We start from the raw sequence: 22,581 nt of genomic DNA, 5'->3' as shown, positions 1-22,581 counted from the left end.
GAGCACGCGGCCGCGCTCGTCGCCGTCGCGACCGTCGCCGGGCACCGCTTCGACGACCTCGTACCCGGCTGAGTGCCCGGCTGAGTGTCCGACCGGGCCACCGGGCCCACCGGCCGGCGCGGGACGTCCGCGCCGGCCGTCGCGGTCGTTGCGGGCCGGTACGGTGGCGGCGTGGACCTCGGGATCGGACGGCGCGCGCGGGCGGGGGCGGCCCTGCTGGTCGCGTCGTTGCTCCTGCTCGCCCCGGTCCTGCTGCCCGCCGACGTCGACACCGGTCTCGTCGGCGCCGTCGTCGCGCTCGCCGTCCTCGCCTGGGCGGGGCACCGCGAGCTCGGCGCGATTCACCTCGTCGCCACCGCCGCGACCACCCCGGTCCGCGAGGCCCGTCGGGCCCGGCCCCGGGCCGGGACCGTCCGCCAGACCGACCCCGACGCGGCAGGCCGTGCCCGGCCCCGCGCCCCGGGACCGCTCCGCCCGGAGCAGGTCCCCGGCACCGTCGCGGCCGCCTGACGCGCCGCCCCGCCGGCCGGTGCGCGGTTGCGCACCGGACCGCCGTCGTCCCTGCTCCGGGACCCGTCCCCACCCTCGGACGTCCCTGGAGTGATCCGTGCTCGACTTCCTGTACTACCCCGTCTCCCTCGTCATGCGCCTGTGGCACGAGCTGTTCGGCGCGCTGTTCGGACCGGCCACCGGGCTGTCCTGGGCGCTGTCGGTGGTGTTCCTCGTGCTCACCGTCCGGGCGCTGCTGGTGCGCTCGGCCTGGACCCGGATGCGGGCCGCCCGGATCGGCCGCGCACTGGCCCCGCAGGTCGCCCGCCTGCGCGAACGGCACCGCGGCGACGCCCGTGCCCTGGCCGAGGCGACCGCCGCGCTGCACCGCACGCACGGCTCGTCGCCGGTCGCCGGGCTCGGGGTGGTCTTCCTGCAGCTCCCGGTGTTCGTCGCGCTGCTGCACGTGCTGCGCGCGTTCCACCGGCCCGGCCTGACCTTCGAGCAGAACGCCGCGATCGCCAACTACGCCTTCCCACCCGACCAGGTCGCCTCGTTCCTGCAGGCCCGGCTGTTCGGGGCGCCGCTGGCGGCGTGGCTGCGGATGCCCGCCGAGCAGCTCGCCGCGTTCGGCGGACCGCCCGTGGACGGGGCGGCGGTCGCCGTCGTGGTGGTCGTGCTGACCGTTCTCGCCGCGGTCTGCACCCACCTCGGCATGCGCTACGCCCGGGTCGACCCGGGTGCCGCGCCGCAGGGCGCCGCCCGGGTCCTCGCGGCCCTGCCCTGGATCGCACCGGTCGGCGTCCTCGCCGGTGGGCTGCTCTACCCGGCGCCGGTCGCGCTGCTGCTCTACTGGATGACCGGCAGCGTCGCGACCCTGGTCCAGCAGCTCGTGCTCACCCGGCTGCTCGACCGCAGGCCACCGGTCGTCGTCGCCCCGCCGGCCCCGGAACGCAGCCGGGCGCCACGGCCGGGGGCCAAGCCGGTGCGCCGCCGCCCCGCCGGTGCCCGCCGCTGAACCGCCGTCAGCGCGCGCGCAGCGCCAGGTAGAGGTCGACGCGGTCGGCGAACGACGACGGGTCGCGCCCGGTCAGCTCCGCCACCCGGCCGATCCGGTACCGGACGGTGTTGACGTGCAGGTGCAGCCGGGCCGCGGTCCGGTTCCACGACCCGGACTCGTCGAGGAACACCTCCAGGGTCTCCAGCAGCCCGGTGCCCGACCGCGCGTCGTGGTCGAGCACCGGGCCGAGGACCTGGGCGGCGAAACCGCGCCGCACGTCGTCGGGGACCCCGGCCAGCAGCGCCACGTGCGAGGTGATCTCCCCGGCCCGCACCGAGGTCACCGGCCCGGACCGGGCCGCCGCCAGCCCCGCGGCGTGCCCGGCCTCGGCGAGCGCACCGGACAGCGCGTCCGCCGTCGACGGCCGCGACACCCCGGCCGAGAGCCGTCCGCCGGCCAGGCCCGGCCCGAGCCGGTGCACCGCGGCCAGCACCTGCTCCACCGGGTCCGGGACGTCCCCGACCCCGGGCACCGCGACGACGGCGACCGCGTCACCGCCCTGCACCCCGACCGCGGCCGGGCCGGCGCCGACCAGCGCGTCGAGCAGCACGGTGTGCGCGGTGTCGGCCGGGTCCGCGACGCCCGAGGCGCGCAGCACGACCACGGCCAGGGTCCCGTCCGGCTCGACCCCGGCCTGGCGCAGCCGCACCCGGGTCTCGGGGCGGTCGCCGGTGTCGGCGGCGATCCGGGCCAGCGCGTCGTCGGCGATCGGGCGGGCCACCGCGGCACCCTCACGGCGCCGGGACCGGTCCAGCGCGGCGATCGCGGCCAGCTCCCCGACGGCGTCGACGGCGTCGGTACCCGCGTGCTGCACGCCCGGCGGCAGCTGCGCCGCGACCAGCCAGCCGGTGGCCCGGGCGGTCCCCGGTGCCGCGGGCACCACCAGGTGCGCCGCGCCCGCCGGGCCGGCCGGGACGGTCACCGGCAGCCGGCCCGCGGTCAGGAACCCGGCGACGACGGCGTCGCGCTCGGCGTCGGGCAGGCCCGGCCCGGCGAGCAGCCCGCCCGCCGCGGTCAGCACCCGGCAGACCAGGCCGGTGCCCGCCGACACCGCTGCGGCGAGGTCGGCCAGCTCCGCGCCGCCGGCGAACGCGGCGAGCAGCCGCCGGTGCCGGCCCAGGGTGTGGGCGAGCCGGTCCCCGCGGGCCGCGGACAGCGCCCCGATCACCGCCTCGGTCACCGCGCCGAACGACACGTCGACCGGCACCGCGACCAGCACGAGGTCGTGGCGGCGGCAGGCGTCGACGACGTCGGCCGGGATGTCGCCGAACACGGCCTCCCCGGCCACCAGCGCCGCCGCACCGGACCGCGCGACCGCCGCGACGAACCGCTCCGAGTCCGCGGGCGTCCGCCGCCACACCAGGCCGGACACGACCAGCTCACCGCCGCCCAGGTAGCGCGACGGGTCGGGCAGGTCGGTCGGGTAGACCCATCGCACGGACCGGTCCAGGTCGGCCGCCGAGCCGTGCAGGACCCGCAGCCGCAGCTCCGGGCGTGCGACGAGCTCCGAGAGCAGCATGGGAGGAACCTACAACTCGGTGCGCCGCGGGGGATCCCGATTCGTCACGGCGGTGCCTTCTCCCGGTGACCGGCGCGCGGTGCACTGGGTCCATGCAGCAGCCGAGCGCCGGCCGGACCGCACACCGGACCGCCATCGAAGGTGCCCACGTCGTCACCGTCACCGGGGAGGAGATCCCCGGCGGGCACGTCGTCGTCGAGGGGGAACGGATCGCGGGCGTCGGGCCCGGTCCCGCCCCGGCGGGGTCCTACGACCGCCGGGTCGACGCCCGCGGCTGCCTGCTCACCCCGGGCCTGGTCAACACCCACCACCACCTCTACCAGTGGGTGACCCGCGGGCTCGCCGTCGACCACACGCTGTTCGAGTGGCTGACCACGCTGTACCCGGTGTGGGCGGGCATCGACGAGCACGCCGTGCACACCGGCGCCACCGGCGCGCTGTCCGCGCTCGCGTTGTCGGGCTGCACCACCACGACCGACCACCACTACGTCTTCCCCCGCGAGGGCGGGGACGTGCTCGGCGCCGAGATCCGCGCCGCACAGCAGGTGGGGCTGCGGTTCCACCCGACCCGCGGCTCGATGGACCTCGGGCGCAGCGCGGGTGGGCTGCCGCCGGACCACGTCGTCTCCGACCGCGACGAGATCCTCGCCGCGTCCGCCGACGCCGTCGCCCGCTGGCACGACCCGTCGCCGGGGTCGATGCTGCGGATCGCGCTGGCCCCCTGCTCGCCGTTCTCGGTGACACCGGAGCTGATGCGCGAGTCCGCGACGCTGGCCCGCGAGCTCGGGGTGCGGCTGCACACCCACCTCGCCGAGACCGACGACGAGGAGGCGTACTGCCGGGAGCGCTTCGGTGCCACCCCCACCGAGTACGTCGCCGACCTGGGCTGGACCGGGCCCGACGTGTGGTTCGCCCACACCGTGCACCTCGACGACGACGCGGTGAAGACGATCGGCGCGACCGGCACCGGCGTCGCGCACTGCCCCACCTCCAACGGCCGGCTCGGCGCGGGCATCGCGCGGGTCCGCGACCTCGTCGACGCGGGCGCCCGGGTCGGGATCGGTGTCGACGGCGCCGCCTCCAACGAGGGCACCCACCTGCTGGAGGACGTCAAGCACGCCGTCCTGTTCGCCCGCGCCGCGGGCGGCCCCCGTGCCCTGTCGGTGCGCGAGGCCCTGGAGCTCGGCACACTCGGCGGTGCCCGGGTGCTCGGTCGTGAGGACGAGATCGGGTCGATCGAGACCGGCAAGCTCGCCGACCTCGCCCTGTGGCGGCTCGACGGGTTCCGGCACCGCGACGTCGCCGACCCGGTCGCCGCCCTCGTCCTGGGCACCCCGCCGCCGCTGGAGCTGCTGCTCGTGCACGGGCGCCCGGTCGTCGAACGGGACACCGTGCTCACCGTCGACACCGACGCCGTCGCCGCCGAGTGCGCCGCCGTGCACCGCGCCCTCGTGGCCAAGGCCGGGTGAGCGGATGGACCTGCACACCGTCACCGGGTTCCGGCGCGCCCGCGAGCGCGCCGACCTGGCGCTGGCGCCGGGGGAGCGGATCCTCGCCGGCGGGACGTGGCTGTTCTCCGAGCCGCAGCCCGGCGTCACCGGCCTGGTCGACCTCACCACGATGGGCTGGGAGCCCCTCTCCGACCTGCCCGACGGCGGCCTGTCGGTCGCCGCGACCTGCCCGATCGCCGACCTCGCCGCGTACGGCGGGCGCACCGGGACCCCGCTGTTCGCCGAGTGCGCGCACGCGCTGCTCGCGTCGTGGAAGATCTGGCACACCGCGACCGTCGGCGGGAACGTGTGCCGCGCCTACGCCGCCGCCGGGATGGTCGCGCTCGCCGCGACGCTCGACGGGCTCGCCGTCGTCTGGACCCCCGACGGCGAGGAGTACCGCGTCCCGGTCGCGGCGCTCGTCACCGGCAACGGCACCACCGCGCTGCGCCCCGGCGAGGTCCTGCGCGCGGTCGAGCTGCCCGGCGCCGCACTCCGCGCCCGCACCGCCTTCCGCAGGATCGCACTCGCCGAGCTCGGCCGCTCCGGCGCCGTGCTCACCGGGCGGGTCGACACCGCACCCGACGGCGGCGCCGCCACGTTCGTGATCACCGCCGCGACCGAGGCGCCCACCGTCCTGCGCTACCCGGCCGGCGTGCCCGGCGCGGACCGGCTGCGCGCCGACGTCGACGCCGTCGATGGCTGGTACACCGACCCGCTCGGTTCCGCGGACTGGCGCCACGGTGTCAGCGCGGTGCTGCTGGAGCAGATCCGGGAGGAGCTGTCGTGAAACTGCACGTCAACGACACCGAGCTGGAGGCGGAGCCCGCCCCGGGGCAGTGCACCCGCACGTTCCTGCGCGAGCACGGGCACCTCGAGGTGAAGAAGGGGTGCGACGCCGGGGACTGCGGCGCCTGCACCGTCCTGCTCGACGACCGGCCCGTGCACTCGTGCCTGATCCCCGCCCAGCGCCTCGACGGCGCGCGGGTCACCACCGTCGCCGGGCTGGCCGGGCCGGACGGGGCGCTGCACCCGGTCCAGCAGGCGTTCGTCGAGAGGTTCGGGTTCCAGTGCGGGTTCTGCACCGCAGGCCAGATCGTCACCGCCAGCGCGCTCACCCCCGACGACCTCGACGACCTGCCGCGGCGGATGAAGGGCAACCTGTGCCGCTGCACCGGCTACCGCAGCATCCGCGAGGCGATCGAGACCGGCGTCCGCGGCGGCGGCACCCCGCGCGCCGCGGGCGGGACCGCCGGCACCGTCGGCTGCTCGGCGCGGCCCCCGGCCGCGGAGCGCATCGTCACCGGCAGCGAGCCGTTCACCTTCGACACCGACCTCACCGGGGCCCTGCACCTGCGCGTGCTCGGCTCCCCGCACGCCCACGCCCGCATCCGGTCGATCGACACCACCGCCGCCGCGGCCGCACCGGGCGTCGCGCTGGTGCTGACCCACCACGACGTGCCGGACCTGCGCTACTCCACCGCCCGGCACGAGCACCGCACCGACGACCCCGACGACACCCGGATGCTCGACGACGTCGTCCGCCACGTCGGGCAGCGGGTCGCCGCCGTCGTCGCCGAGACCCCGGCGCAGGCCGAGGCGGCCTGCGCGCTGATCGCCGTCGACTACGAGGTGCTGCCCGCCGTGTTCGACCCGGAGGCGGCGCGGCGGCCCGGCGCTCCGCTGGTGCACCCGGACCGGACCCCGGCCGACCGCGTCGACGACGCCTCCCGCAACGTCGTGCTCGCCCTGCACGGCGGGCACGGCGGCGACGTCGACGCCGCGCTCGCCGCGTCCGCGCACACCGTCACCGGCACCTGGCGCACCAGCCGCGTCGCGCACGCCCAGCTCGAGTGCCACGGTGCCGTCGGCTCGCTCGACCGGGACGGACGCCTCGTCGTCCGCGCCGGCACCCAGGTCCCGTTCCTCACCCGCGGCGAGCTCGCCCGGGTGCTCGGCCTCGACCCGGACCGGGTCCGGGTGCACACCGCCCGGGTCGGCGGCGGGTTCGGCGGCAAGCAGGAGATGTTCGCCGAGGACCTCGTCGGGCTCGCCGTGCTGCGGACCGGGCGCACCGTCGTCCACGAGTTCACCCGGTCCGAGGAGTTCACCCGCACCGCGCTGCGCCACCCGATGCGGGTCGCGGTCACCCTCGGCGCCGACGACGACGGCCGGCTCACCGCGATGAAGCTCGACGTCCTGTCCGACACCGGCGGCTACGGCAACCACTCCCGCGGGGTGCTGTTCCACTCCGTCGCCGAGTCGGTCAGCGTCTACAACTGCCCCGTCAAACACCTCGACGCCGAGGTCGTCTACACCCACAACGTGCCCAGCGGCGCGTTCCGCGGCTACGGCCTGGGCCAGGTGATGTTCGCCGTCGAGTCCGCGATGGACGAGCTGGCGATCGCGCTGGACGTCGACCCGTTCGACCTGCGGCGGCGCAACATGGTCCGGGCCGGGGACCCGCTGCACGTCGCCCACCACGGCGAGCCCGAGCACGACCTGCACTGGACCAGCTACGGCATGGACCAGTGCCTCGACCTCGTGCAGGACGCCCTGGCCGACGGCACCGGCGACCCGGTCCCCGACGGCCCGACCTGGCGGGTCGGCGAGGGTGTCGCCCTGGGGATGATGACGACGATGGCCCCGTTCGGGCACGCCGCCGCCACCACCGTGACGCTGCTGCCCGGCGGGCGCTACCGGCTCGGCGCCGGCACCGTCGAGTTCGGCAACGGCACCACGACCACGCACCGCCAGGTCGTCGCCACCGTGCTCGGCACCACCCCGGACCGCGTCGACGCCCACCACGGCGACACCGACGCCTGCGGCTACGACACCGGCGCGTTCGCCTCGGCGGGCACCACCGTCGCGGGCAAGGCGCTGCACGCCGCGGCGACCGCGCTGCGGGAGCGGATCCTCGCCGTCACGGGCGGCGGCGAGCTCCACGCCGACGGGGTCACCACCCCCGGCCGCGCGTGGTCCCTCGACGACGTGCTGGCCGCGACGTCGTCGCCGGACGGCCTGTCCGCCGCCGGGGAGGAGCCCGGCACGGAGCGGGCGATCACCGCGAACTGCCACGGGGTGCGGGTCGCGGTGGACACCGCGACCGGCGAGGTGCGGGTGCTGCGATCGGTGCAGGCCGTCGACGCGGGCACCGTCCTCAACCCCGAGCAGCTGCGCGGCCAGGTCGAGGGCGGCGCCGCGATGGGGCTGGGCAGCGCGCTCTACGAGGAGGTGTACGTCGGGGAGTCCGGGGAGATCCTCAACCCGGTGTTCCGCACCTACCGGGTCCCGCAGATGGCCGACGTCCCGGTGACCGAGGTGCGCTGTGCCCGCACCCACGACGCGCTCGGCACCTTCGGGGCGAAGTCGATGAGCGAGGCGCCGTACAACCCGGTGGCACCCGCGGTCGCGAACGCGATCCGCCGGGCGCTGGGGGTGCGGCCGTACCACCAGCCGTTCAGCCGCGACCGGGTGTGGCGGCTCGCGGCCGGCGGCACGGCGCCCTGAGGCACGGTGTCCTGAGGCACGGCGGTCAGCCGCGGCGGCGGGCGTGCTCCAGCAGCGCGGTCGCGGTGAGCCGGCCCAGCTCGTTCGCGGCCACGGGGCTGTCGCCGGTGATGACGTTGCGGTCGACGGTGCAGCGGCCGGTCATGTCGTCGTTGACCACGCGGACGCCCTCGTCCTGCAGGGCCTTGCCGAGCAGCCACGGCATCTCGCCGGGCAGGTAGCCGATGTCGATGTTGGCGCCGGCGTCGAGCGCGTCGGGGAACACGCACATCTCGTAGCCCTCGAACACCGACCGGCCGCGGCCGATGCGGGTCGAGAGGAACGCGGCGGGCCCGTGGCACAGCGACACCACGAGCCGGTCGGTGCGCATCGCCCACTCCAGGGTGTCGCGGACGTCGGTGGAGAACGGCAGCCCGGACAGCGCACCGTGCCCGCCGGGGACGAACACCGCGAGGTAGTCCGAGTCCTCGCCCAGCTCGCGCTCGACGACCTCGGCCAGCGACGTCGGGGCCCGCCACTGCGCGAGCAGCTTCTCGCGGGCGCTGGCGACCGCCTCGTCCTCGCCGGGGTAGGCCCACCACTCGAACTTCGCCGGGTTGCCGGTGAGCGTCGCGATCTCGACGCCGAACCCGGCCTCCAGGACGTGGTGCAGGGGGAGCAGGGTCTCCACCGGGTGGTTGCCGGTGGAGAAGAAGGTGCCGTTGCCCATGCGCAGGTAGCGCTCGTCGGTGGCCAGGACGAGCACCTTCCAGCGGCCGCCGGACCAGGCGTGCCGCTCGGTGGCGAGACCGTCGAAGTCGGTCCGCGGCGCGGTGTAGGCGTCCAGCGAGTACGGCGACGGGAAGTACGCCTCGTGCTCCGCCGGGTCCGCGGTCGGGTCCTTGCTGAGCGTGCTGTCGGACATCGGGGTGCCTCCGGGTCGTTCGTGCGGTGCCCGCGCGGCGTACCCCCGCCCGGTGCCGGTGAACCGCGCCGCCGTGCGTTCATCAACTTGTCCATACAGGGTGGTGGACGGCCCGGCGAGGTGGTGCGACCGTCGCGGGCATGGCAGCTCCCGTGACGACCGCCCGCTACGCCCGCTGGGACGGCGTCGGCGCCCCGTTCCGCCTGGTCACGACCGCGCTCGGCGAGCCGGGGCCGGGGGAGGTCCTGGTGGCGGTCGACCTGGCGACGGTGTGCGGTTCGGACCTGCACACGACCCGCGGCCACCGCTCGTCGCCGGTGCCGGGGGTGCTCGGGCACGAGCAGGTCGGGCGGGTCGTCGCGACGGCGCCGGGTCTGCGCCACGTCGACGGCGCGCCGGTCCGGACCGGCGACCGGATCGTCTTCTCGGTCGCCGCGTCCTGCGGGGAGTGCCGCCGCTGCCGTCGCGGGATCCCGCAGAAGTGCACCGACCTGCACAAGTACGGCCACGCCCCGCTGGACGAGGCCCGCCCGCTGACCGGCGGGTTCGCCACCCACTGCCTGCTCGCCCCGGGTACGGCGACGGTCGTCGTCCCCGACGCGGTGCCAGACGAGGTCGCCGCACCCGCGTCGTGCGCGACGGCCACGGTCGCCGCGGTCCTCGACGCCGCCGGCTCGCCGGGCCCGGGAGCGCGGGTGCTGGTGACGGGTGCGGGCATGCTCGGTGTGACCGCGGCGGCGATGGCCTCCCGCGCCGGCGCCGAGGTCGTGGTCGCCGACCCGCACGCCGACCGCCGCGACCGGGCCCGCCGCTTCGGCGCCGCGGACACGGTCGGGACCCCGCCGGAGCGGGCGTTCGACGTCGCGCTGGAGCTGTCCGGCGCACCCGCCGCCGTGCGCGCCTGCCTCGACGCGCTCGACGTCGGCGGCACCGCCGTCCTCGCCGGGTCGGTCTCACCCGGCCCCGCGGTGGGACTCGACCCGGAACGCCTGGTCCGCGGGCTGCACACGGTCGTCGGCGTGCACAACTACGCCCCCCGCCACCTCGCCGCCGCGGTCGCGTTCCTCGTCGCCGAGCACACGCGGTTCCCGTTCGCCGAGCTGACCGGTGGCCCGTGGTCCCTCGACGCGCTCGACGACGCCTTCGCCGCCGCCGGGGCGCCGGGTGCGGCGCCGCGCCAGGCCGTGCGGCCCTGACGTCGCGCCCGATCGTCCGGCCGGGCCGGGCCGGGGCTGGTTGGGCCGGCTCGGGTCTGGCTGGGTCGGGGCCGGGCCGCCTCGGGCCGGGTCCGGGTCCGGTCGGGCGCGGGTGTGGGCGGGTCCGGTGGGGCCGGGTCGCTGCCGTCGCCGCCGCCCGCCCGACGCGGTCCGGAGCACCATGTCTGCGGAGACGGTCCATGCGGCGGGTGCGCGCGGGCTCCTCCGGTCCTACGGATGCCGGCCGCTGGTGTCGCGCGCGTATCCACCCGATGCGCCACAGCGGACCCGACGTGGGGCTGCGGGAACAGCTCATCGCATGAACCGATTCGGCAGGGCGGTGGTCCTCCCGGCTCCGGAGGGGGATGTGTGTCGATTCGCTTACCCGGTAAGCGAATTCAGAACAGGGGCACCTCTGGGTGGCAGCGGCAGCGACAGTGGCGGTGGCAGGGGTGGCGGCGGCGAAGGCGGCGGCGACTGTGGCGGCGGTGCGACTCCGATCCGGTGCCGTCGTGCACTGGAGCGCGTCGCCGCCCACGCGCGGGCGACCCCACCCCACCCCACCCCACCCGCTCACTCCCGCGCGAACCCACCCCGCCCGCTGCGGGTGTTCGTCACCGTCACGGTCGCGACGTCCGGGCGGTAGCGGTCCTCCGACCACTCGAGGGCGTCCCCGGCGGAGTCCCAGGTCAGCCGTCGTTCGCGGAGCAGGGGGTGTCCGACCTCGACGTCGAGCAGGGACGCGTCGAGCTCGTCGGCCGCGACGGCGTCGAAGGTGTGCCGGGCCGTGTGCAGGTCGACGCCCCGGCCGGTGAGCAGGGCGTAGATCGACCCGGCGTTGAGGTCGGCGTCGAGCAGGGCGCGGCCGACCTTCTCCACGTAGGTCATCCGCTCCAGCATCGCTGGACGGTCGTCGAGCAGGCGCAGCCGGATCAGCTGGACCGCGTAGTCCTCGGGCTCCAGGCCCAGCGCGGCGGCGACCGCGGGCGACGGGTGCCGCAGCGCGATCTCGTGCAGGCGCTGGCCGGGGACGTGGCCGGTCAGCTCCGCACGCCGGGTGAAGGACAGGAACGACTCGAACGGCTGGGCGGGCACCGCGTCCAGCACCACCGGGCGCCGACCCTGCCCGCCGCCGATCAGGCCCTCGTCGCGCAGGGCGGCCAGGGCCTGGCGGACCGGGCCGCGCGACGCCGAGAACTCCCGGCACAGCTCGGCCTCGGACGGCAGCGCCTCGCCGACCCCGATGGCGCCGCTGCGGATGCGGGTGCGCAGCTCGTCGGCCAGTGTGCGGTGCAACGGGGTCCCCACGGACGGTGACTCTACAAGTGTCAGGTCGCTGAGCACGACCTCCAGGGGTCGGGCAGGTGAACGGATCCCTACTTGTATCGACAAGTCATTGCGGTCTGGGACGTCCGGCTGGCACCGTCCCCGCCGTGACCCGGACGAGTGACCTCCTGATCGTCGGGGCCGGCGTCGTCGGCCTCGCCCACGCCGTCGAGGCCGTCGAGCGCGGGCTGACCGTGACCGTGCTGGAGCGCGACGGGCACGCCGTCGGCGCCTCGGTGCGCAACTTCGGCCACGGCTGCCTCACCGCCCAGACCGGCGACGCGCTGCGGTTCGCCACCCGCGGCCGCGGCACCTGGCTGCGGCTGGGCGCCGAGGCCGGGTTCGGCGTCGCCGAGTGCGGCACCGTGGTCGTCGCCCGGTCGGCCGAGGAGCGCGCCGCGCTCGAGCAGCTCGCAGCCGCCCGCGGCGACGACGTCGAGCTGCTCGACCCCGCGCGGGTCGTCGACCGGGTCCCGGTCGCCCGCGACGGCCTGCACGGCGGGGCGTTCCTGCCGCGCGACCTGCGGGTCGAGCAGCGCAGGGCGGTCGGGGCGATCGCGACGTGGCTCGCGGCCCGGCCCGGTGCCGAGATCCACTTCGGCTGCCCGGTGCACGACATCGACGCGGTCGGGTCGGGGGTCGGGTCGGGTGGGGCCGGGATCGGGGCCGCGGCCGGGGGCGGCGACGGCCCGGTGGCCGTCCGCACCGGGCGCGGGGAGTTCCGGGCCCACCGGGTCCTGCTCTGCGTCGGTCACGACCTGGACCGCCTCGTCCCCGGCGTCGCCGACGACGCGGGCCTGCGGCGGTGCGTCCTGCAGATGCTGCAGGTCCGACCACACACCCCGCTCACGATCGGCCCGGCGGTGCTCACCGGCAGCTCGATGCTGCGCTACCCGGCCCTGTCGGGCACCGCGGGCGCCGCCGCGCTGCGCGAGCGCTGGCGCACCGAGCGGCCGGAGCTGCTCGATGCGGGCGTCAACCACATGCTCACCCAGCTGCCCGGCGGCGACCTCGTCGTCGGCGACACCCACCACTACGACCGCACCCCGGACCCCTGGACCGACGAGACCCTCGACGACCTGCTGCTCGCCGAGACCCGGGCGCTGCTCGGGACCGGTGTCGACGTCGTGGCCCGCTGGCGGGGCGTCTACGCCGACGCCCCCGGCGAGTTCCTGATCCGCCCCGTCGCACCCGCGACGACCGCCGTCACCGTCACCTCCGGGATCGGCATGACCACCGCCTTCGGCCTCGCCCCGGCCGTGCTCGACCGCGTCCTCTGAAACGGGAGACCCCCATGCGCCGCCCCCGCCTGCTCGCCGCCGCCGTGCTGGCCGCGAGCCTCGCACTCACCGCCTGCGGCGGACCGTCCGGTCCCGCCGCCGCCGACTCACCCACCTGCCCCGGCGGGCAGATCCGGATGGGCGTCGAACCCTTCGAGGACCCGGCGAAGCTCGTCCCCGCCGCGGAGATCCTCGGCGACGCCCTCGAACGCCGCCTGTCCTGCCCGGTCGAGGTGCAGGTCACCGAGGACTACTCGGCCGAGGTCATCGCGATGCGCAACGACCGCCTGGAGCTCGGCATCTTCGGCCCGCTCGGCTACGTGTTCGCCGCCGAGCGCGCCGGCGCCGAGCCGGTCGCCTCGTTCGGGACCGCCACCGGCGAGCTCTCGACCTACACCGCCGGCATCTGGGTTCCGGCCGGCTCCGACATCACCGCGGTCGAGCAGCTGCGCGGGCGCACCCTCGCCCTCGGCGCCGTCGGCTCCACCTCCGGCGACGCCCTGCCCCGGCAGGCTCTCCTCGACGCGGGCCTGGCCCCCGGCGACGTCCGCGTCGACTACGCCGGCGGCCACCCCGAGGCGCTGCTGGCGCTCACCAACGGCAAGGTCGACGCCGCCGAGATCAACACCCAGCAGCTGGCCTCCGCGACCGCGTCCGGGATCATCGACCCGGCCCGGTTCCGGCAGGTCTGGACCTCGAAGCCGATCCCGAACGATCCGGTCACCGTGCGCGGCAACCTCGACCCGGCGTTCAAGGCCGCGGTCACCGACGCGCTGCTGAACCTCGACGCGCAGGCCGTCGGCGAGATCGGCGCCCTGCTCGACGTCAGCCCGCCCGGGAAGCTCGTCCCGGTCACCCGCGACACCTACGCCCCGCTGTTCGAGCTCGCCACGACGCTCGGCCTCACCGAGAGCGACGTCGAGTGAACGCGCTGCTGCACGTCCGCGGCGCCCGCGTCCGCTACGGCACCCGCGAGGTCCTGCGCGGCGTCGACGTCCGGGTCGCGGCCGGCGAGCTGCTGGCCGTGCTCGGCGCGAACGGCTCCGGGAAGTCGACCCTGCTGCGCGCCGCCGCCGGGCTGACCCCCTGCGACGGCGAGGTCCTCGTCGACGGCAGGCCCCGCGGCCGCCTCGACGTCGCCCTGGTCTTCCAGCGCATCCACCTCGTGACCCGCCGCACCGTCCTGGAGAACGTGTGCGCCGGGGCGCTGGGCCGGCTCCCGCTGCGGTCCTCGCTGGTCCCGGCCCTGTTCCCGCGCGCCGTGCGGGAGGAGGCCATGGGCTGCCTGGAGCGGGTCGGGCTCGCCGACCGCGCCCACGACCGCGCCGGGTCGCTGTCGGGCGGCCAGCAGCAGCGGGTCGCCGTCGCCCGCGCACTGTGCCAGCGGGCCCGGGTGCTGCTCGCCGACGAGCCGGTCTCCGCGCTCGACCCGGCCGCCGCCGAGCAGGTCCTCGGGCTGCTCGCCGAGCTGGCGCACACCGAGCGCCTCGCCGTGCTCGCCGTGCTGCACCAGCCCGACCTCGCCGCCCGGCACGCCGACCGCGTCGTCGGCCTGCGCGACGGGCACGTCGTCCTCGACGGTCCGCCCGGCACCGACGTCCGCGCCCTCTACCCCGCACCGCCCGCCCCCGGCCCCGACCTGGTCCCCGCCGGGACCGCCGACCCCACCCGGGAGGCCGCACCGTGACCACCACCGCCCCGGACGTGCGCCGCGTCCCCGTCCCGCCGCGCCGCCGCGGGCCGCGCACCCTCGCCCTGGCCGCCGCCGTCGCCGCCGGGCTGCTCGTCGTGCACGTCATCGCCTGGCGCACCACCGAGATGTCGTTCGCGACGCTGGTCGACGGCGCCGGCGGGATGGCCGGGTTCCTCGCCGAGTCGATCCCGCCCGACCTGTCCTGGTCGGTCCTCGGGCCCAGCCTCGAGGGCGCCCTGGTGACCCTGTGGATCGGCCTGCTCGGCACCACCCTGTCGATCCCGTTCGCGCTGCTGCTCGCCCTCGCCGCGGCCCGCGGCACCGCCGCCGGGCCGCTCACCTACCAGGCCGCCCGCGGGCTGCTGTCGTTCCTGCGCGCGGTGCCCGACGTCGTCTTCGCCCTGATCTTCGTCACCGCCGTCGGGCTCGGCCCGTTCCCCGGCGTGCTCGCGCTGCTGCTGCACAACGTCGGCGTCATGGGCAAGCTGTGGGCCGAGACCCTCGAGGACGCCGACCCCGGACCGCCCACCGCGCTGCGCTCCGCCGGCGCCGGGCGCCTGCAGGTCGCCGCGCACGCGCTGCTGCCGTCGGTCACCCCGCAGCTGGTCGGGCTGCTGCTCTACCGCTTCGACGTCAACGTCCGCTCGTCGCTGGTGCTCGGCCTGGTCGGCGCCGGCGGCATCGGGTTCCTCATCAACCAGTCCATCCAGCTGTTCCGGTTCGACGAGATGCTCACCCACATCCTCGTCGTACTGGTGCTGATCGTCGCGGTCGACCAGGTCTCCGCACTGGTCCGCCGCCGACTCGGGAGTGACGCATGATCCGCCTCGCCGCACTGGACATCGCCGGCACCACGGTCGACGAGGGGGGAGCGGTCTACCGCGTGCTCGCCGACGTCGTCGCCGGCGCCGGGCGTCCACCGTCCGACGCCGCGATCCGGCGCTGGATGGGCGCCGACAAGCGCGAGGCCCTCGCCGCGCTGACCGGGCGCAGCACCCCCGGCGAGGTCGAGGAGCTGCACGACGCGTTCGTCGCCGCGCTCGCCGACGCCTACGCCGCGGCCCCGCCGCGCCCGCTGCCCGGCGTGCCGCGGGCCTGCGCCGCGCTGCGCGCCGCGGGCGTCGCCGTCGTGCTCACCACCGGGTTCGACCGGCAGGTCACCGACCCGCTGCTGGCCGCGCTGCCCGGGGAGTTCACCGGCGCCCTCGACGCCGTCGTGTGCGCCGAGGAGGTCGGCGCCGGCCGCCCGGACCCGGCGATGGTGCACCGGGCGATGGCACTGACCGGCGTCGACGACCCTGCCGCGGTGCTCACCGCGGGCGACACCGTGCTCGACGTGCAGGCCGGGCGCAACGCCCGCGCCGGGCGCGTCGTCGCGGTGCTGACCGGCGCGCAGACCCGCGCCGAGCTGCTCGCGGCCCGGCCGACCGACGTCGTCGACGGGGTCGCGGACCTGCCGGAGCTGCTGACCCCCGCCGCCCGGACGAGGTGACCGGCCCGCCCGCCGCCGGGTGCGGGAGGCTGTCCGGGTGACCGGAACGCCCTCCCCGTCCGGCCGGCTGGAGCGCCGGCTCGGCCCCGGCGACGCCGTCGTCCTCGGCCTGGGCTCGATGCTCGGCGCCGGGGTGTTCGCCGTCCTCGGCCCGGCGGCCGCGGTCGCCGGCACCGCGCTGCTCCCGGCCCTGCTGCTCGCCGGGGCCGTGGCGACGGCCAACGCGATGTCCACGGCGTGGCTGGCCGCGCGCCACCCCGAGTCGGGCGGGGCCTACGTGTACGGCCGACGCCGGCTGGGGGAGACCTGGGGCGTGCTCGCCGGGTGGGCGTTCGTCACCGGGAAGACGGCGTCGTGCGCGGCGATGGCGCTGACGCTCGGCGCGTACGCCTGGCCCGGGCACGCCCGCGCGGTGGCGGCGGCCGCGGTCGTCGCCGTCGTCGCGGTCAACCTGTGCGGGGTCACCCGGACCGCGCGGGTGACCCGGGTGCTGGTCGCGCTCACCCTGGCCGTGCTCGCCGCGGTCGTGGTGTCGGCGCTGTTCCGCCCGGCCGTGGCGGCCCCGTTCGCCGGGTGGGCCGACACCGCGCCGCTCGACGTGGCCCGGGCCGCCGGTCTGCTGTTCTTCGCCTTCGCCGGGTACGCGCGCATCGCGACCCTCGGCGAGGAGGTCCGCGACCCGGCGCGCACGATCCCGCGGGCGGTCCCGCTCGCCCTCGGCATCGTGCTCGCGGTCTACGCGGTGGTGGCGATCGCCGCGCTGCGGGCCGCCGGTCCGGACGCGCTGGCCCTCGCACCGGCACCGCTGGCGACCGCCGCCGGCGACGGGCTCGCCCCGCTGGTGCGGGCCGGGGGAGCGGTCGCCTCGGCCGGGGTGCTCGTCGCGCTGGTCGCGGGCGTCGGGCGGACGGTGCTGGCGATGGCCCGGGACCGGGAGCTGCCCGCCGGGCTCGCCGCCGTCCACCCGCGGCGCGCCGTGCCGCACCACGCCGAGCTCGCCGTCGGGGCGGTGGTCCTCGTGCTCGTGCTGACGGCCGCACCGGTCACCGCGATCGGGCTGTCCGGGTTCGCCGTGCTGCTCTACTACGCCGTCGCGAACGCCGCCGCGCTCACGCTGCCCGGGCACCCGTGGCGCCGGGTGCTGTCCGGCGCCGGCCTCGCGGGGTGCGTGGCCCTGGCCCTGTCGCTGCCGCCGGTGTCGGTGCTGTCCGGCGCCGCGGTGCTGCTCGGCGCGTTCGCGCTCCGGGCCGTGGTCAGGGTGCTGCGGACCCGCCGGAGGGGGTAGGGCCACCGTCCGGGTCGCGGTGCGCGTCGCGGTGCACCTCGTCGCGCAGGGTGCCCAGGATCCGGGCCAGCTCGGCCCGGTCGTGGTCGCCGAGCCTGCCGAAGAACTGCTGTGCCTCGTCGGCGCGGCCCGCCCGGATCGCGCGCGCGGTCGCCGCGCCGTCCCCGGTCAGCCGTAGCAGCACGGCCCGGCGGTCGCCCGGGTCGGCCGCGCGCTCCACCATCCCGAGCCCGGCCAGCGCGTCGACGACCTCGGTCGCCGAGCGGGGCGCGATGCGCAGGTGCCCGGCCAGCTCGCCGGGGCGCATCTCGCCGTGCCGGGCCAGCACCATGAGCGCCCTGGCCTGCGACGGCGACAGCCCCCAGTCCGCCAGCCGCTCGGCGGAGGTGTGCCGCAGCCGCCGCGCCACGGCCCAGAACGCGTCGACGAGGTCGCTCGGGAGGTCGGGCTCCGGCACGGGAACAGACTAGCAAGCGACGCTGTTGTCGCCTCATAGTGAGGTAACCACAACATCGCGAGGAGCCCCCTTGGACACCCGACCCCCGACCCGGCCCGGACGGCCGGACACCCGCACCTCCTCCCCGGAGGAGAAGGACCAGGCCCGCGCGGTCTCGCTGCGCCGCATCGGCGCCCTGTTCGCCCCGCACCGGGGCCCGCTCTCGGTCGTCGTCGTGACGATCGTCGCCTCGTCGATCGTCGGGATGGCCTCGCCGTTCCTGCTGCGCGAGGTCATCGACGTGGCACTGCCGCAGCGCGACGTCACCCTGCTCGCCTGGCTCGCCGGTGGGATGGTCGCGGTCGCCGCGGTCACCGCCGCGCTCGGCGTCGCCCAGACCTGGATCTCCACCCGCATCGGCCAGGAGGTCATGCACGGGCTGCGCACCGGCGTCTTCGCCCACCTGCAGCGCCAGAGCCTGGCCTTCTTCACCCGCACCCGCACCGGTGAGGTGCAGTCGCGCATCACCAACGACATCGGCGGCATGCAGTCGGTGGTCACGAACACGGCCACCTCGGTCGCGTCGAACCTGACCACCACCGTCGCGACCCTGGTCGCGATGCTCGCGCTGTCCTGGCAGCTCACGCTGGTCTCGCTGGTGGTGCTGCCCCCGGCGATCCTGCTGACCCGCCGGGTCGCCCGCACCCGCCGCGCGATCACCGCCGCCCAGCAGCGCGAGCTCGCCGACCTCAACGTCACGGTCGAGGAGAGCCTGTCGGTCGACGGCGTCGCGCTGTCCAAGACCCTCGGCAGCGGACCGGAGCTGACCCGCCGGTTCACCACCTCGTCGTCGCGGCTGATCGGGCTGGAGCTGCGCTCCCAGCTCGCCGGACGCTGGACGATGGCCGTCACGCAGGTCGTCTTCGCCGCGGTCCCGGCGGTCATCTACCTCGCGGCCGGACTGCCCTTCGCGGCCGGGACGATGAGCATCGGCACCCTGGTCGCGTTCACCGCGCTGCAGGGCGGGCTGTTCCGGCCGGTCATGGGACTGCTCGGTGTCGGGGTCCAGATCGTGGCGTCGCTGGCGCTGTTCGCCCGGATCTTCGAGTACCTCGACCTGATCGTCGACGTGGCCGAGCCCGAGCACCCGGTGCCGGTCGACCACGACCGCGTCCGCGGCCACGTGCGGATCGAGGGCGTCACGTTCGCCTACCCGGGCAGCGACGCCGCCGCCGTCGCCGGCATCGACCTCGACGTCCCGGCCGGGACGACCCTGGCGCTGGTCGGCGAGACCGGGTCGGGCAAGTCGACCCTCGCCGGGCTCGTGGCCCGGCTGCACGACCCGACCGCGGGCCGGGTCACCATCGACGGCGTGGACCTGCGGGACATGGCCGCCGCCGACCGCACCCGGATCGTCGGCGTCGTCGGCCAGGACACCTACCTGGTGCACGCCACCGTCCGGGAGAACCTGCGCCAGGCCCGCCCGGAGGCGACCGACGCCGAGATCGAGGTCGCCGCGCGGGCCGCGCAGGTCCACGACCTGATCACCGCCCTGCCCGACGGCTACGACACCGTCGTCGGCTCGCGCGGGCACCGCTTCTCCGGCGGGGAGAAGCAGCGCATCGCGATCGCCCGCACGCTGCTGCGCGACCCGAAGGTGCTCGTCCTCGACGAGGCCACCAGCGCGCTGGACACCCGCACCGAGCGCGCCGTGCAGGCCGCGTTCGACGCGCTGGCCCACGGCCGCACGACGATCACCGTCGCGCACCGGCTCTCGACCGTGCGCGACGCCGACCGGATCGCCGTCGTCGACCACGGCCGGATCGTCGAGTCCGGCAGCCACGACGAGCTGCTCGCCGACGCGGGCCGCTACGCCGCGCTGGCGACGGTGTGAGCGGCGACGGTGTGAGCGGCTACGTCACGCCCGGGGCCGTGACGACCTCGACCAGCCGCGGCCCGTCGGCGGCGAACGCGTCGGTCAGCGCGGCCGCCGCCGACGCGGCGTCGGACACCGAGACCGCCGGGACGCCGTAGCCCTCGGAGATCTTCACGAAGTCCAGGCCGGGGACGTCCAGGCCCGGTGTCTCCCCGGTGCCCAGCAGCCCCGCGAAGCCGCGCAGCGCACCGTAGGTGCCGTTCTTCAGGATCACGAAGACCACCGGCACCCGGTACCGCGCCGCGGTCCACAGCGCGGTGATGCCGTAGTTGGCCGACCCGTCGCCGACGAGTGCGACCACCCGGCGCGCGTCGCCGTGGGCCAGCTGCGCCCCGACGGCGGCCGGCAGGCCGAACCCCAGGCCGCCGGAGGCGGGGAACAGGTAGCTGCCCGGCTCGGTGAGGTCGGCCTGGGCGACGACGTCGTCGATGGTCGAGGTGGACTCGCAGACGTGCACGGTCCCGGCCGGGGCCGCGTCGCGGACCAGGGCGAACAGCTGCTGCGGCGGGACGTGGTCCTCGGCGCCCTGCGGGGCGGGCGGCCCGGACCGGGGCGGCAGCGGCTCCCGCCCGGAGGCGGGCACCCGTCCGGCGAGCGCGGCCAGGGCGGGGCCGACCGGGCCGACCCAGGCCTCGCCCATCGGGGCCCGCGCGGCCTCGGCCGGGTCGGCGGTGAGGTGCAGCAGCCGCGCCCCGGCCGGCAGCAGGTCGCCGGGGACCCACTGGTGGTAGCGGAACACCGGCGCCCCCGCGACCAGCACCACGTCGTGCCCGGCCAGCCGGTCGGACACGTCGCGCACCGAGGCCGGGAGGATCCCGCGGAACGCCGGGTGCCGGGTCGGGAACGGGCACCGCGACGCCGACGGCGCGATCCAGACCGGGCAGGCGAGCCGCTCGGCGAGGGCGACGGCGTGGTCGTTGGCCCGGTCCGCGTCGACCTGCGGGCCCAGCACCAGCACCGGGTTCGCCGCCCCGGCCAGCGCGCCGGCCAGCTCCTCCAGTGCCGCCCCGCCGAGCTCGGCGGCGGCGGTCGCACGCCGGGACGGCAGGTGCGCGGCGTCCGGGCCGGCCTCGCGGGACCAGTCGTCGTAGGGGACCGAGAGGTAGACCGGCCCCCGGGGTGCCAGCAGCGCGGTGTGCACCGCCTGGGACAGCGCACGCGGCACGTCCTGGGCCGACGCGGGCTCGGCGGCGTACTTGACCAGCGGGCGCGGCAGCGCGGCCGCGTCCACGTTGGTCAGCATGACCTCCTGGCCGACCGTGGACCGCAACTGCTGGCCCGCGGTGAGCACGAGCGGGGAGTGGGAGTAGACGGCGTTGGTGAGCGCGCCCATCGCGTTGCCCGATCCGGACGCCGCGTGCAGGTTGACCAGCGCCGGGCCGCCGGTGGCCAGGGCGTAGCCGTCGGCCATGCCCAGCACGGCGCCCTCGTGCAGGCCGAGCACGTAGCGCACCCCGTCGGGCATCGCCGCGAGGAAGGGCAGCTCATTCGAGCCGGGGTTGCCGAACACGGTGTCGATGCCGTGGGCGGTCAGCACCTGCCAGCCGGCCTCGCCGACGGTCGTCATGGGGGGCTCCTCGGGTCGCGGCCCCCCACCGTAGGTGCCGTCAGCGGCGCGCGGTGACCCGCTCGGCCCGGGCGCCGCGGCGCACGTGGGCGACGACCAGCGGCCGCACGGCCAGCGCGGTGGCGGCCAGGACCAGGGTGACGGCGGTGGGGGCCAGCGACACGGAGACGATGGTGGCGACGGCCAGCAGCACCATGAGCACGCCGGCGAGCACGACCGTGCGCACCTCGGTCGCCCGCGACTGCGGAGCGGCTCGGAACATGGCGTCCACCTCCTGCTCGGCGCCCGTGCTCCCTGCCCGCACCGTGCGCCCCGAACACCGGAGTTCGGTCCGGCTAACTCTACGCCTCGGCGCGCCTGAACAACAGCGTCGGGTCGCCGTGGAACCTGTGATCACTTAACGTGTACGCAGCGTCACACCTGTCGGGGGGCCGTCGGTGACGCCACGACGGGGGTGACGTGTGACCGCACCGGTACGGGATCCCCACCGGCACGTGCTGACCGTGCCGGTCAGCGACGAGCAGCTCGCCGAGGACGTCTCCGCGTTCCTGGCCGAGGGGCTCGCGGCGGGCGAGCGGGTCGCCTACTTCGACGACGACACCGCCGGCCTGGTCCTGTCCCGCCTGGCCGACGACGGCGTCGACGTCACCGGGCCGCTGCGGTCCGGGCAGTTCCAGCTCGTCCCGGGCGGCTTCACCCGCGCCGCCCTGCACGCCCCGCTCGACGAGCTGACCGGGCTGATGGAGCAGAACGTCACCTCGGCCCTCGACGACGGCTGGGCCGGCCTGCGCTTCAGCGGCCAGATGGACCACGGCCTGCGCCGGCCCGGCGGACAGGTGCTCGACGAGTACGACCGCAGGCTCGACGACGCCGTCCGCGACCACCCCCTGCGCGCCCTGTGCGTCTACGACCACCTGCGCTACCCCGACGAGCTCATCGCGACGATGCGCGGCCTGCACCCCGCCGAGCTCGCCGCCGCCCCGCTCTACGACGACAGCCTGCTGCGGATCACCGAGACCGGCCCGGCCCGGGTCCGGCTGGCAGGCGAGGTCGACCACGCCAACCGGCCTCAGGTCCGCCGGGTGCTGGCCGGGCTGATCGACCGGGTCGTGCGCGGCGACGTCGGCGAGGGCACGCTGACCGCGGACCTGTCCGCGCTGCGGTTCGTCGACGTCGCGGGTGCGGTCGACCTCGTGCACGCCGCCGACGAGCTCCCGGTCAGCGTCCGGCTCCGGCTGGTGAACCTGCGCCCCGGTGTGGCCCGGCTGCTCCTACGCTGCGGCGCCGGGTTCGCCCCGCAGCTGCAGACGAGCACCCGCGAGCGGCACGCCCTGTGCCCCGCCGACGCGCTGGGCCTCGCCGGGGACGGGGCGGGGTGAGCGGGCCGGTGCACGCCCT

At 76.6% G+C, this 22,581-nt stretch carries 20 protein-coding genes; 14 read left to right on the top strand and 6 right to left on the bottom strand.

Going from position 1 to position 22,581, the window contains the following annotated elements:
- Positions 1-171 precede the first annotated feature (171 nt).
- A complete protein-coding gene (locus WHI96_RS05495; protein ID WP_345645066.1) occupies positions 172-510 on the top strand; it encodes a hypothetical protein in 339 nt (112 codons plus the stop codon).
- 97 nt (positions 511-607) lie between these two features.
- On the top strand, positions 608-1,507 hold the full coding sequence (gene yidC, locus WHI96_RS05490; protein WP_345645069.1) for a membrane protein insertase YidC: 900 nt from the start codon (positions 608-610) through the stop codon (positions 1,505-1,507).
- Between the two features lie 7 nt (positions 1,508-1,514).
- On the opposite strand, the gene WHI96_RS05485 is transcribed toward yidC, so the two are convergent.
- Complete coding sequence (locus WHI96_RS05485; RefSeq protein WP_345645073.1) at positions 1,515-3,068, bottom strand: PucR family transcriptional regulator; 1,554 nt, start codon at positions 3,066-3,068, stop codon at positions 1,515-1,517.
- Positions 3,069-3,160: 92 nt separating this feature from the next.
- Here WHI96_RS05485 and WHI96_RS05480 point away from each other — a divergent pair, with 92 nt between their 5' ends.
- Genes WHI96_RS05480 through WHI96_RS05470 form a run of 3 tightly spaced genes read left to right on the top strand, consistent with a single transcriptional unit; the run spans position 3,161 to position 8,068 of the window.
- Positions 3,161-4,537 (top strand): 8-oxoguanine deaminase, encoded by a 1,377-nt coding sequence (locus tag WHI96_RS05480; protein ID WP_345645075.1) that lies wholly within the window; start codon positions 3,161-3,163, stop codon positions 4,535-4,537.
- Between the two features lie 4 nt (positions 4,538-4,541).
- On the top strand, positions 4,542-5,348 hold the full coding sequence (locus WHI96_RS05475) for an FAD binding domain-containing protein (RefSeq protein ID WP_345645078.1): 807 nt from the start codon (positions 4,542-4,544) through the stop codon (positions 5,346-5,348).
- Positions 5,345-8,068: a molybdopterin-dependent oxidoreductase gene (locus WHI96_RS05470; RefSeq protein ID WP_345645081.1), complete on the top strand. Its 2,724-nt coding sequence runs from the start codon at positions 5,345-5,347 to the stop codon at positions 8,066-8,068. Before WHI96_RS05475 ends, WHI96_RS05470 begins: the two co-directional genes overlap by 4 nt.
- 25 nt (positions 8,069-8,093) lie before the next feature.
- Here WHI96_RS05470 and hchA read toward each other — a convergent pair whose 3' ends face one another.
- Entirely contained in the window at positions 8,094-8,972 is an 879-nt protein-coding gene (hchA, locus tag WHI96_RS05465) for a glyoxalase III HchA (protein ID WP_345645084.1), read from the bottom strand.
- A 140-nt stretch (positions 8,973-9,112) separates the two neighbouring features.
- Between hchA and WHI96_RS05460 the strand changes: the two genes are divergently transcribed.
- The gene (locus WHI96_RS05460) at positions 9,113-10,168 is read left to right on the top strand and encodes an alcohol dehydrogenase catalytic domain-containing protein (protein WP_345645087.1); all 1,056 of its coding nucleotides are present in this window, start codon (positions 9,113-9,115) and stop codon (positions 10,166-10,168) included.
- Positions 10,169-10,741: 573 nt separating this feature from the next.
- Here WHI96_RS05460 and WHI96_RS05455 read toward each other — a convergent pair.
- A complete protein-coding gene (locus WHI96_RS05455) occupies positions 10,742-11,476 on the bottom strand; it encodes a GntR family transcriptional regulator (protein ID WP_345645090.1) in 735 nt (244 codons plus the stop codon).
- Positions 11,477-11,601: 125 nt separating this feature from the next.
- On the opposite strand from WHI96_RS05455, the gene WHI96_RS05450 reads away from it, so the two are divergent.
- Genes WHI96_RS05450 through WHI96_RS05425 form a run of 6 tightly spaced genes read left to right on the top strand, consistent with a single transcriptional unit; the run spans position 11,602 to position 17,244 of the window.
- Complete coding sequence (locus WHI96_RS05450) at positions 11,602-12,774, top strand: TIGR03364 family FAD-dependent oxidoreductase (RefSeq protein ID WP_345645093.1); 1,173 nt, start codon at positions 11,602-11,604, stop codon at positions 12,772-12,774.
- A 14-nt stretch (positions 12,775-12,788) separates the two neighbouring features.
- Complete coding sequence (locus WHI96_RS05445; RefSeq protein WP_345645096.1) at positions 12,789-13,700, top strand: phosphate/phosphite/phosphonate ABC transporter substrate-binding protein; 912 nt, start codon at positions 12,789-12,791, stop codon at positions 13,698-13,700.
- The gene (locus WHI96_RS05440; protein WP_345645099.1) at positions 13,697-14,461 is read left to right on the top strand and encodes a phosphonate ABC transporter ATP-binding protein; all 765 of its coding nucleotides are present in this window, start codon (positions 13,697-13,699) and stop codon (positions 14,459-14,461) included. The genes WHI96_RS05445 and WHI96_RS05440 overlap by 4 nt, the downstream gene beginning before the upstream one ends.
- Positions 14,458-15,288 carry a phosphonate ABC transporter, permease protein PhnE gene (gene phnE, locus WHI96_RS05435; protein ID WP_345645102.1) on the top strand — a complete coding sequence of 277 codons (831 nt, stop codon included), beginning with the start codon at positions 14,458-14,460 and terminating at the stop codon, positions 15,286-15,288. The genes WHI96_RS05440 and phnE overlap by 4 nt, the downstream gene beginning before the upstream one ends.
- Positions 15,285-15,959: a phosphonatase-like hydrolase gene (locus WHI96_RS05430; protein ID WP_345645105.1), complete on the top strand. Its 675-nt coding sequence runs from the start codon at positions 15,285-15,287 to the stop codon at positions 15,957-15,959. The genes phnE and WHI96_RS05430 overlap by 4 nt, the downstream gene beginning before the upstream one ends.
- A gap of 37 nt (positions 15,960-15,996) precedes the next feature.
- Positions 15,997-17,244, top strand: coding sequence for an APC family permease (locus WHI96_RS05425; protein WP_345645108.1), 1,248 nt, complete (start codon positions 15,997-15,999; stop codon positions 17,242-17,244).
- On the opposite strand, the gene WHI96_RS05420 is transcribed toward WHI96_RS05425, so the two are convergent.
- Positions 17,213-17,701 (bottom strand): MarR family winged helix-turn-helix transcriptional regulator, encoded by a 489-nt coding sequence (locus WHI96_RS05420; protein ID WP_345645111.1) that lies wholly within the window; start codon positions 17,699-17,701, stop codon positions 17,213-17,215. The two genes, WHI96_RS05425 and WHI96_RS05420, sit on opposite strands and share 32 nt — an antisense overlap.
- Before the next feature lie 70 nt (positions 17,702-17,771).
- Here WHI96_RS05420 and WHI96_RS05415 point away from each other — a divergent pair, with 70 nt between their 5' ends.
- Positions 17,772-19,574, top strand: coding sequence for an ABC transporter ATP-binding protein (locus tag WHI96_RS05415; RefSeq protein ID WP_345645115.1), 1,803 nt, complete (start codon positions 17,772-17,774; stop codon positions 19,572-19,574).
- 19 nt (positions 19,575-19,593) lie between these two features.
- Here the strand turns inward: WHI96_RS05415 and mdlC are convergent, their stop codons facing one another.
- A complete protein-coding gene (mdlC, locus tag WHI96_RS05410) occupies positions 19,594-21,183 on the bottom strand; it encodes a benzoylformate decarboxylase (RefSeq protein ID WP_345645118.1) in 1,590 nt (529 codons plus the stop codon).
- Between the two features lie 40 nt (positions 21,184-21,223).
- Positions 21,224-21,445 carry a hypothetical protein gene (locus tag WHI96_RS05405; RefSeq protein WP_345645122.1) on the bottom strand — a complete coding sequence of 74 codons (222 nt, stop codon included), beginning with the start codon at positions 21,443-21,445 and terminating at the stop codon, positions 21,224-21,226.
- Positions 21,446-21,644: 199 nt separating this feature from the next.
- Between WHI96_RS05405 and WHI96_RS05400 the strand changes: the two genes are divergently transcribed.
- Positions 21,645-22,562, top strand: coding sequence for an MEDS and STAS domain-containing protein (locus WHI96_RS05400; RefSeq protein ID WP_345645125.1), 918 nt, complete (start codon positions 21,645-21,647; stop codon positions 22,560-22,562).
- Positions 22,563-22,581 lie beyond the last annotated feature (19 nt).

Source organism: Pseudonocardia tropica (assembly GCF_040105315.1).
GTDB classification, from domain to species: domain Bacteria; phylum Actinomycetota; class Actinomycetes; order Mycobacteriales; family Pseudonocardiaceae; genus Pseudonocardia; species Pseudonocardia alni.
This window is presented reverse-complemented; position numbering and strand designations above follow the sequence as displayed.

Excerpts from the sequence above, each read along its gene's own strand:
- hchA (WP_345645084.1), bottom strand. The coding sequence starts at position 8,972 with ATGTCCGACAGCACGCTCAGCAAGGACCCGACCGCGGACCCGGCGGAG.
- WHI96_RS05475 (WP_345645078.1), top strand. The coding sequence starts at position 4,542 with ATGGACCTGCACACCGTCACCGGGTTCCGGCGCGCCCGCGAGCGCGCC.
- WHI96_RS05405 (WP_345645122.1), bottom strand. The coding sequence starts at position 21,445 with ATGTTCCGAGCCGCTCCGCAGTCGCGGGCGACCGAGGTGCGCACGGTC.
- WHI96_RS05480 (WP_345645075.1), top strand. The coding sequence starts at position 3,161 with ATGCAGCAGCCGAGCGCCGGCCGGACCGCACACCGGACCGCCATCGAA.
- WHI96_RS05430 (WP_345645105.1), top strand. The coding sequence starts at position 15,285 with ATGATCCGCCTCGCCGCACTGGACATCGCCGGCACCACGGTCGACGAG.
- WHI96_RS05445 (WP_345645096.1), top strand. The coding sequence starts at position 12,789 with ATGCGCCGCCCCCGCCTGCTCGCCGCCGCCGTGCTGGCCGCGAGCCTC.
- mdlC (WP_345645118.1), bottom strand. The coding sequence starts at position 21,183 with ATGACGACCGTCGGCGAGGCCGGCTGGCAGGTGCTGACCGCCCACGGC.
- WHI96_RS05485 (WP_345645073.1), bottom strand. The coding sequence starts at position 3,068 with ATGCTGCTCTCGGAGCTCGTCGCACGCCCGGAGCTGCGGCTGCGGGTC.
- WHI96_RS05460 (WP_345645087.1), top strand. The coding sequence starts at position 9,113 with ATGGCAGCTCCCGTGACGACCGCCCGCTACGCCCGCTGGGACGGCGTC.